This is a genomic window from Flexivirga lutea (assembly GCF_054778955.1).
This window is the reverse complement of record NZ_BAAGZB010000001.1, coordinates 1,357,388-1,366,469: the sequence shown is the minus strand read 5'-3', so window position 1 is coordinate 1,366,469 and position 9,082 is coordinate 1,357,388. Positions and strand designations below refer to the sequence as shown.

Here is a 9,082-nt window from a genome sequence, read left to right as displayed (position 1 = left end):
AGCATGGCGGCGAAGGCGGCCGTCACCTCCTGCTGGTCGTGCTGGTGCTCCGGGAGCACGGCGGACACGGCGGCGAGATGGCTCACCCCCAGAACCTACCCCGGCCTCCTACTGTCAATCCCATGAAGCGCATTCCGGGCGGTGCCCTGCTCGCGGCGTGCCACCCGGCACCGACAGCGGCGGTCACGGCGGTCACCGCGCTGCTCGCGGTCGCCTACGGCCACACCGCGCGCACGGCCGTGCCGCTGCTGATCGCGGTGCTGGCGGGACAGCTGACCATCGGCTGGTCCAATGATCTGCTCGACGTGGGCCGCGACCGTGCCGCCGGGCGGCGGGACAAGCCGCTGGCCCGCGGTGACGTTGCCCCGGCCACCGTCCGGCGGGCGATCGCACTTGCCGGGATCGTGTGCGTGACAGCGTCTTTCGCCTGTGGCGCGCCCGCCGGCTCGGTCCATCTGGTCTGCGGCGTGGCCGCGGGGTGGGCGTACAACCTGCGCCTGAAGCGGACGCTGTGGTCGCCGCTGCCGTACGCCGTGGCCTTCGCGGCGCTGCCGCTGATCGTGACGCTCGCGCGTGCCGGACGCGGCTACCCGCCGGGCTGGGCGATGGCCGCGGGTGCGTTGCTCGGCGTCGGAGCACACCTGCTCAACGCGCTGCCGGATCTTGCCGACGACATCCGCAGCGGCGTCCGAGGCCTGCCGCAGCGGCTCGGCCCCCGCGGGGTGCAGCTGGCGGCGCCGATCGTGTTGCTCGCCGGATCCGCCGTCGTCGTGCTGGGCCCCGGCCCGCCGGTGCCGGCCTGGGCCTGGGCGACGCTCGGGCTGACCACCGTGCTGGCCGGACTCGCGGCGCGGCTGCGTGGTCGCGCGCCGTTCGTGGCCGCAGTGGCGATCGCGGTGCTCGACGTCGCACTGCTCGTCGGGCGATGACGGCACACCCGAGGACTGCGGTCGACCGCTAACCGGCCTGCGCGATGACACTCTTCGCGATGCGGGCCACGGTCACCTGCCCGATCGCCCGGAAGGGGTGCAGCGGGTCCGGCGCCGTGGAGCCCGTGGGCCCGCCGAGTTCGGTGTGCGCCAGTGCGCTCATCACCGTGTAGGCGTCGCCCGGGAGGAAGCCGTGCTGCTCGGTGAGTACGGCGAACAGGTCCTCGTAGGCACGGACAATGGACTCCTGCACCGGGTCGCCCAGTCCGACGCAGACGATCTCGTCACCGGTGTCGATCCTGGGAGCGCGCAGTGCCATGCCCTTGATCAGGTCCACGCTGACGGTCGCCCGGCCGGCGATCTCGATGGCGACGAAGGAGCTCTCGCCGCGACTCATCACCGCGTGCAGGTCGCCGATCGCCAGGTGCGCGCCGTCGACCTCGACCGGCAGGTAGACGGTCGATCCGGGCCGGGCGTCGGCCAGGTCCATGTTCCCGCCGGTGGGATAGGACGGCATGACGGTCGACATCTCCCCCTGCGCGGGCGCGACGCCGATGCATCCGATCATCGGTGCCACCGGGCAGCTGATGCGGTCGGTGAGCTGGACGATCCCCTCGCGCACCGGCACCCGACGCACATACCAGTCCTCGCCCATCGGACCGGCCAGCGCGCCGGCGCCGGGCAGGTAGACCGACCAGCCGTGGTCGGCCATCTCGATGTCGTGGATGGTCACCGCGAGCGCGTCGCCGGGTTGCGCGCCCTGCACGTGCAGCGGCCCGGTGACCGGGTTCAGCGTCGCGGTGATCTTCGCCAGGTCGCGCAGCTGGTCCATCTGTGCGTAGGCGGCGTCGTCGGTCTCGAAGGTGATCCGCTCGCCGGTCCCGGGCCGCACCGACAGCACCGGCTCGTGGGTGGCCGAATAACCGGCGCGGGCCTGGTCCTTGGTGATGAGGTGTGTGGTCGTCATGGTCAGCCCTCCGGATCCGCGCGGTGTTCGGGGAGTATGCCGATCCCCTTGCGGCTGTAGTAGATCAGCACCAGGACGCCGACGGCCAGCCAGGACAGCCCGCCGATCTTGGCGGCCGCTTCGGCATTCCACAGCACGAAGCCGATGATGAGGAATCCGATGACCGGGCACACCCAGTGCAGCAGGATGTTGGTGGACTTCTTGCGGATGCCGTAGTGCGTCATCACGGACAGATGCAGCAGCAGGAAGGACGTGAGGGCACCGAAGTTGACCAGTGAACTGATCGTGCCGATCTGGCCGACGAAGAAGACGCCGAGGACCAGCGTGATCCCGGCGACGAGCAGGATCGCCCGCTCGGGCACCTTGGTCCGGGAGTTGATGTGAGCCAGGAACCGCGGCAACTGCCCGTCGCGGCTCATCGAGAACAGCAACCGCGAGGTCGCGCTCTGCGCGGCGACGGCGTTGGCGATGCCCACCGCCAGCGCATTCATCGCCAGGAAGGCGATCTGCCAGCCATGCGTGCTGATCGATTGGACGATGTCGAAGAAGGCGTTGCCCGCCTTGTCGTCCGGGAACGAGGTGGTGTCCGGCACCAACATGCCGGCCAGCCAGGTCTGGCTGACGAAGAACAGCGCGACCAGGAGGAGGCCACCGATCATCGCGATGCCGGCCGACCGGTGCCCGCCCTTGCTCTCTTCGGCGAGGGTGGCGATGCCGTCGAAGCCCAGGAACGACAACACGGCGATCGACAGGGCGGTGGCGACCAGCGGGGCGGAGAACTCCGCCGAGTTGAAGATCGGCGTGCTCGTCACCCGGGCGCCACCGGTGCCGTGCACGATCGCGACGACCGCCATCACGATGAAGATGACGATGAAGAGCAGCTCGGCGACCAGGAAGACGCGGTTCACCACGGCCGTGAACGAGATGCCGATGTAGTTCACGGCGGTGTTGAGGGCGAGGAAGACCAGGATCCACACCCACTTCGGCACGGCCGGGAAGATGCCGGACATCGACTCCGCGGCGAACACGTACAGCAGCGTCGGCACCAGCAGATAGTCCAGCAGGATCGTCCACCCGGCGATGAGGCCCAGCTTCGGATGCATGCCGCGGCCGACATACGCGTAGACGGACCCGGCGATCGGGAAGGCGCGGCTCATCTGGGCGTAGGACAGGGCGGTGAAGGTCATCGCGACCATGCCGATCACATAGACCAACGGGACCATGCCCTTGGCCTCGTTGAAGACCGTGCCGTAGATGGCCCACGGCGCGATCGGCACCATGAACACCAGGCCGTAGATCAACAGGTCCGTGGTCGACAGGCCGCGGTTGAGTTCCTGTTTGTAGCCGAATTGGGCGAGTTCTCCCTCGCCGAGGGTGGGACGGTTGTTGCTGGACATCGGAAGCCTTCGCAGGACGGGGTCGCGGGATTGTCAGTCGTGGTCGCGCAGGAACGAACCCACGACGTCGAGGAAGGCGTCGGGCTCTTCCACGTGGGGCATGTGGCTGGACTCGGGGAAGACGTGCGAGCGAACGTCCGGGATGTGGTCCAGGAAGGGCCGCCAGACCGAGGGCATCGCCTCGTCGTGAGCGCCGGCGACCACCAGCGTCGGGACGCGTATGCCGCTCAACCGGTCGACCACTGACCACTCCCGTAGGGAACCCACCACATGGAACTCCGAGGGTCCGTTCATGGTGTGGTAGACCGTCGGCTCCGCCTCGATCTGAGCGAAGGAATCGGCGACCTCCGGCGGGTTGGGCACGACCCGGCACACGTGACGGTCGTAGAAGACCTTCATCGCCTCGGCATACTCCGCGGAATCGGTGGTGCCTGCGGCCTCGTGCCGCAGCAACGTCTCCTGCACGTCCTGCGGCAGACGCTGCCGCAGCGTGTTCGCCGCATCCAGCCACAGGCCCATCGACGCAGGGGAATCGCAGATGGTCAGGCTGCGGATGCCGGAGTCGTCGGCCAGCACCACCTCCGGGCCGAGCATGCCACCCCAGGACTGGCCGAGCAGGTGGAAGCTGCCCGCGACGCCGAGGGCTGCGGTCAGGTTGCGCACCTCGTCGACGAACAGCTCAGGCGTCCACAGCTCGGCCGGGGCGTCGGGCAGGTGGGTGCTGCCGCCGCAGCCGAGCTGGTCGTAGTGGATGACCGCCCGGCCGTCACGGGCCAGGTTGGCCATCGTCAGCGTGTAGTTGTGTGCGGCTCCGGGCCCGCCGTGCAGCACCACCAAGGGTGCGCGCTCGGCATCCGGACGCACCTCCCCGGTCACCCGGTACCACGTGCGGTGGCCGCGGAAGTCCACCTCACCCTCGGTCGTGGGTGCCGGGAAGCGAGTGTCGTGGGTCGTCGTCATGGGTCCTCCTCGGGTCGGCGCGACCGAGTGAACCACTAAAAAGGTCCCATGACAATACCTTTGCATTGACGTTGCCTACACTGACGGCGTGGCCACGGGTGAAGCGCAACTGCCGGACGATGCGGTCGTCGCCCCGCTGGACACCGGGGCGAGGACCAAGACGACCTCGCTGGCGGACCGTCTGGTCACCGCCATCGCCGTCGGTGCCTACTCCCCCGGTGAACGCCTGCCCCCGGAGCGCGAACTGGCCACCTCGCTCGGCGTGAGCAGAGTGACGGTGCGCCAAGCGCTGCAGCAGGTCACCGAGCTCGGGCTGATCGAAGCACGCCGCGGGCGATCCGGTGGCACCTTCGTCGCGCAGGCCTCCTGGGAGGACGTCGCGCCGGACGTGGCGCGGCGCACCCTGGAGACCGAGATCCCTCGCTTGCTGGACCTCTACGACTTCCGGTGCATGGTCGAAGGGATGATCGCCCGAGCGGCCGCCGAACGATGCACCGCCGATGACAAGGCCCGACTGGCGCAGGCGCTCGAGGACTTCCGCGGTGCCGGCTCGATGATCGAGGCACGCACCATCGACCGGCGGCTGCACGGCCTGATTACCGCCGCTGCCCGCAATCCGCACCTGACGTCACTCGGGGCGCACCTCACCGCCGCGGCCACCCTGGGTTTCGGGGCCGAGCCCTACACCCAGGAGTTCTACGACGACGCCCTGACCCAGCACATCGAGCTGGTCGGCCATGTCATCGACGGAGCCGCCGACGCGGCCAATCGGAGCGCTCAGGCGCACTTCGCGCTGACCCTGGAAACCATGCGGGCCAGCCTGCGCCGTGTCGGTGGGGAGGCCTGACCAGGGCGCCATACGAAGACGGTCCCTGCTCTGGCGCAGAGCAGGGACCGGGAAATTCGGTGGATGTGAAGGGACTCGAACCCCTGACCTCTCGCGTGTGAAGCGAACGCTCTAACCAGCTGAGCTACACATCCGGGTGCGGCGCCGACCCGCCGAACGGACCGTGCTGCGAGCGCCAACAGTAGCCGACGCCGCGCGCACGCGCATAATCGGGTCGCGGCTCACAGCCCCGGCAGACGACCCAGCCACTCCTGGGCCTGATCGGGCAGGAAGCCCGGCACACCGCTGACCAGGAACACCAGCCAGAAGCAGGCGGCGACCAGCACCACGATGCCCACGCCGACCAGCCCCCGCACCAGCCAGTTCTGCCGGCCCATCCAGTCGGTCCACAGCTGGACCTTCGCCTTGGCGAACCGCAGCAGCCGCTTGGCCCAGGTGAACTCGGTCGCCCAGATCCCGATGCCGACGAAGATGATCACCCAGCCGGGCCCCGGCAGGGGCAGCAGCACGATGCCCGTGGCGACGACGAGCAGGCCGAGCAGCCCGACACCGAAGCGATAGAAGATGTATGCCGTGGGGTTGGCCCTGATCCGGGCCCGCCAGGCGAAGCGGTCACGGACGCCGGTGTCGTCCACGGACCGCTCCTCGACCTGCTCGCCGCGCACCGGGTCGGCCGTCCGGTCAGTCGCGACCGGCGGCGGACGCCTCGGCGAACGCTGCGGCTGCCTTGCCGGTGATCGGGCCCGGTGCGGCCAGCTCACGGTCGCCGACCGCCGAGACGGCCTGCACGTCGCGGGTGGAGGAAGTGATGAACACCTCGTCCGCGGTGTCCAGCACGCTGATCGGCAGGATCTCCTCGCGCACCGGGATGCCGGCTTCGCGACTCCACTCGATGGTCAGCGCCCGGGTGATGCCGGCGAGCGGACCGCACTCCAGCTTCGGGGTGAGGATCTCGCCGTCGACGACGACGAAGACGTTGGAGCCGGTGCCCTCGCACAGCTCGCCGCGGTTGTTGGCGAAGATCGCCTCACTGCCGCCTTCCTTCTTCGCGGCGGCGAGGGCGACGACGTTCTCGGCATACGACGTGGTCTTGAGACCGGCGACGGCACTGCGCTCGTTGCGGGTCCACGGCACGACGACGACCTTGGTGGTCGGTGCCGGACGGTCCACGGGCATCGAGGCCACGATGTAGGTCAGCGGGCCGGCACTGCGGTCCGAGCCGAGCGGACCCTCGCCGGCGGTGACGGTGTAGCGCAACCGGCCGAAGTCCAGCGGCTCGGCGAGGACGGCGTCGAAGCCCTCCTGCAGCCGATCACGGTCGGCCGACGGCAGCCCGAGGCCGTGCAACGAACGGTCCAGCCGGTCATTGTGCCGGTCGATGGCGAACGGTCGGCCGTCGACCACCTTCGCCGTCTCGAAGACGCCGTCGCCCACGGTGATGCCGTGGTCCAACGCTCGCACACTGGGCTTGTCGTCGACCAGCTCGCCGTCAACCCAGACCCGCACGCTCATGTCACCCTCCACAGTTCGAAATTGGTGTGATCATCCTTTCACTGTCAGGCGGCATCCAGGACGCGGACGCGGCATACGAGACGGTGGTGGAACAATCACCGGCATGCCGAGCCCGCTGCCCCAGGACCCGATCGCCGAGGCGCGCCGACAGTGGACCGCACACGGATGGGGTGAGTATGCCGACGGCATGGCCGCCATCACCTCGATCATTCGGGCCCAGCAGATCTTCCTGGCGCGTGTCGAGGAGGTGCTGCGCCCCCTCGGGCTGACCTTCGCCCGCTACGAGCTGCTGACGCTGTTGCACTTCACCCGTTCCGGCGCGCTGCCGATGGCCAAGGCGAGCGCCCGGCTGCAGGTCCACCCGACCAGCGTCACCAACGCCGTCGACCGGTTGGAGCGAGCCGGGCTGGTCCGGCGCGCGCCGCACCCGACCGACCGGCGCACCACCCTGGTGGAGCTGACGCCCGAGGGGCACGAGCTGTCGCTGACCGCGACCCGGCAGCTGAACGAGACGGTCTTCGCCGAGCCCGGACTGGCCGACGACGACCTGGCACCGTTGCTGCGCATCCTCGCCCGGCTGCGCCAGGGCGCCGGCGATTTCGAGGAAGAAGCTACGAGTTGGTGAACCGCGGCGGGCGCTTGGCGATGAAGGCCGCCATACCTTCCTTCTGGTCATCGGTGGCGAAGGCGGCGTGGAAGGACCGCCGCTCCAGCCGCAGCCCTTCGCCCAGGCCGCTCTCGAAGCTGGCGTTGACCGCTTCCTTGGCCAGCATCGAGATCGGCAACGACATGCCCGCAATGGTGCCGGCGACCTCCTTCGCCACCCGCAGCAGGTCGTCGGCCGGCACGACCCGGGCGACGACACCGGAGCGCTCGGCCTCGTGCGCATCCATCATCCGGCCGGTGAGCACCAGGTCCATCGCCTTGGCCTTGCCGACCGCTCTGGCCAGCCGCTGGGATCCGCCCATGCCGGGTATGACGCCGAGGGTGATCTCCGGCTGGCCGAACTTGGCGGTGTCGGCCGCGATGATGAAGTCGCACAGCATCGCCAGTTCACAGCCGCCGCCGAGCGCATAACCCGCGACCGCCGCGATGACCGGCGTGCGCACCTGCGCCAGCCGGTCCCAACCGGCGAAGAGGTTGCCGTTGTGCACGTCCGAGAACGACTGATCGGCCATCTCCTTGATGTCCGCGCCGGCCGCGAACGCCTTCGCGGACCCGGTGATGACGATGGCGCCGACACCCGGATCCCGGTCGAACTCCTCGGCGACCGAGACGACCTCGGTCATCACCTGGGAGTTGAGCGCATTGAGCGCCTCGGGCCGGTTGAGGGTGATCGTCGCGGTGCGTCCGTCGCGCTCCACCAGGATCGTCGTGTATTCGCTCACCCGGCGATCGTAGGCCAGCGCGCGCGCTGCGCTACCTGCCGAGCAGACCGAGTTCGCGCTCCACGGGTGCGAAGTAGGCGTCCACCATCGCCTCGTCGACCTCGGCGAGAGTGGCCGGCGACCAGTGCGGCGTGCGGTCCTTGTCGATGACCTGGGCGCGGATGCCCTCGGCCAGGTCGTGCGTGCGCAGCGCATGAGAGACGGCCCGGAAGTCCTGGTCGAGCATCGCTGCAAGAGAGTCGTTCTCGCGCGCCCACCGCAGCGAGCGGAGCGTGGCCTTCAACGCGGCCGGCGACTTGCCGGCCAGCGCCTCCGCCGCGGCCTGCGCCTCGGGCTCCGTGCGCCGCCCGAGTCGCTCGACGATCTGCTCGACGGTGTCGGCGGCATACACCTGGTCGATCCAGGGGCGCTGCGCCAGCACCGTTGAGTGCGGCGGGGTTTCGGCATACTTCTGTATGGCGCCGTCGACACCGTCGGCCACCACCGCCGCGATCAGGTCAGGCAGTATGCCGGAGCGCAGGAAGTGATCGGCGAAGCCGAGCGCGATGGCGTCGGCGCCGTCCAGCGGGCCCGCGGTGAGCGCCAGATGCGTGCCGGTCTCCCCCGGCGCGTGCGCCAGCAGGTGGATGCCGCCGACGTCGGGCACGAAGCCGATCCCGGTCTCCGGCATCGCAATCCGTGACCGTTCGGTGACGATCCGGGTGTTGCCGTGGGCCGAGACGCCGACACCACCGCCCATCACGATGCCGTCCATGAGTGCGACATACGGCTTCGGGAAGCGGCTGATGGCGTCGTTCAACAGGTATTCGGCGCGCCAGAAGTCCAGGATGCCGGTGCCGCCACTGACGGCGTCGGCGTGCATCGCCACGACGTCCCCGCCGGCGCAGAGGCCCCGCTCGCCCGCGCCGTCGAGCAGCACGGCGGTGATGCCGGGGTCGACCGCCCACGCGTCCAGGGTGCAGTGCAGTGTCCGCACCATCTGCGCGGTGAGCGCGTTGATGGCCCGTGGCCGGTTCAGGGTCACCCGCCCGACCGATCCGGTCACGCGGACCAGCACGGTGGGTTCGGTCTGCGATGTCACC

Annotated in this window: 10 protein-coding genes and 1 tRNA gene; 3 read left to right on the top strand and 8 right to left on the bottom strand. The window is 69.6% G+C overall.

Annotated elements, in window-relative coordinates:
- Nucleotides 1–122 precede the first annotated feature (122 nt).
- On the top strand, nt 123–929 hold the full coding sequence (locus tag ACYVBN_RS06410) for a UbiA family prenyltransferase (protein ID WP_460599773.1): 807 nt from the start codon (nt 123–125) through the stop codon (nt 927–929).
- Between the two features lie 28 nt (nt 930–957).
- Here the strand turns inward: ACYVBN_RS06410 and ACYVBN_RS06405 are convergent, their stop codons facing one another.
- The 3 genes from ACYVBN_RS06405 to ACYVBN_RS06395 are packed head-to-tail and all read right to left on the bottom strand — an operon-like array spanning nt 958 to nt 4,253.
- A complete protein-coding gene (locus tag ACYVBN_RS06405; protein WP_460599772.1) occupies nt 958–1,896 on the bottom strand; it encodes an acetamidase/formamidase family protein in 939 nt (312 codons plus the stop codon).
- 2 nt (nt 1,897–1,898) lie between these two features.
- Nucleotides 1,899–3,293, bottom strand: a complete 1,395-nt coding sequence (locus tag ACYVBN_RS06400) for an APC family permease (RefSeq protein WP_460599771.1) — start codon at nt 3,291–3,293, stop codon at nt 1,899–1,901.
- 33 nt (nt 3,294–3,326) lie between these two features.
- The gene (locus tag ACYVBN_RS06395) at nt 3,327–4,253 is read right to left on the bottom strand and encodes an alpha/beta hydrolase family protein (protein WP_460599770.1); all 927 of its coding nucleotides are present in this window, start codon (nt 4,251–4,253) and stop codon (nt 3,327–3,329) included.
- 88 nt (nt 4,254–4,341) lie between these two features.
- Here ACYVBN_RS06395 and ACYVBN_RS06390 point away from each other — a divergent pair, with 88 nt between their 5' ends.
- Nucleotides 4,342–5,100: a FadR/GntR family transcriptional regulator gene (locus ACYVBN_RS06390; protein WP_460599769.1), complete on the top strand. Its 759-nt coding sequence runs from the start codon at nt 4,342–4,344 to the stop codon at nt 5,098–5,100.
- A 60-nt stretch (nt 5,101–5,160) separates the two neighbouring features.
- Here the strand turns inward: ACYVBN_RS06390 and ACYVBN_RS06385 are convergent.
- The 3 genes from ACYVBN_RS06385 to ACYVBN_RS06375 all read right to left on the bottom strand — a co-directional run bounded on the left by ACYVBN_RS06385 (nt 5,161) and on the right by ACYVBN_RS06375 (nt 6,612).
- A tRNA-Val gene (locus tag ACYVBN_RS06385) sits at nt 5,161–5,234 on the bottom strand.
- Between the two features lie 87 nt (nt 5,235–5,321).
- Nucleotides 5,322–5,735: a TIGR02611 family protein gene (locus ACYVBN_RS06380; protein ID WP_460599768.1), complete on the bottom strand. Its 414-nt coding sequence runs from the start codon at nt 5,733–5,735 to the stop codon at nt 5,322–5,324.
- 46 nt (nt 5,736–5,781) lie between these two features.
- Nucleotides 5,782–6,612: an aminotransferase class IV gene (locus ACYVBN_RS06375; protein WP_460599767.1), complete on the bottom strand. Its 831-nt coding sequence runs from the start codon at nt 6,610–6,612 to the stop codon at nt 5,782–5,784.
- A 103-nt stretch (nt 6,613–6,715) separates the two neighbouring features.
- Here ACYVBN_RS06375 and ACYVBN_RS06370 point away from each other — a divergent pair, with 103 nt between their 5' ends.
- Nucleotides 6,716–7,237 (top strand): MarR family winged helix-turn-helix transcriptional regulator, encoded by a 522-nt coding sequence (locus ACYVBN_RS06370; RefSeq protein WP_460599766.1) that lies wholly within the window; start codon nt 6,716–6,718, stop codon nt 7,235–7,237.
- Here the strand turns inward: ACYVBN_RS06370 and ACYVBN_RS06365 are convergent.
- Both ACYVBN_RS06365 and ACYVBN_RS06360 read right to left on the bottom strand, forming a co-directional pair.
- Nucleotides 7,224–8,000 carry a Clp protease/crotonase-like domain-containing protein gene (locus ACYVBN_RS06365; RefSeq protein ID WP_460599765.1) on the bottom strand — a complete coding sequence of 259 codons (777 nt, stop codon included), beginning with the start codon at nt 7,998–8,000 and terminating at the stop codon, nt 7,224–7,226. The two genes, ACYVBN_RS06370 and ACYVBN_RS06365, sit on opposite strands and share 14 nt — an antisense overlap.
- A 31-nt stretch (nt 8,001–8,031) precedes the next feature.
- The gene (locus ACYVBN_RS06360; protein ID WP_460599764.1) at nt 8,032–9,081 is read right to left on the bottom strand and encodes an enoyl-CoA hydratase/isomerase family protein; all 1,050 of its coding nucleotides are present in this window, start codon (nt 9,079–9,081) and stop codon (nt 8,032–8,034) included.
- Nucleotide 9,082 lies beyond the last annotated feature (1 nt).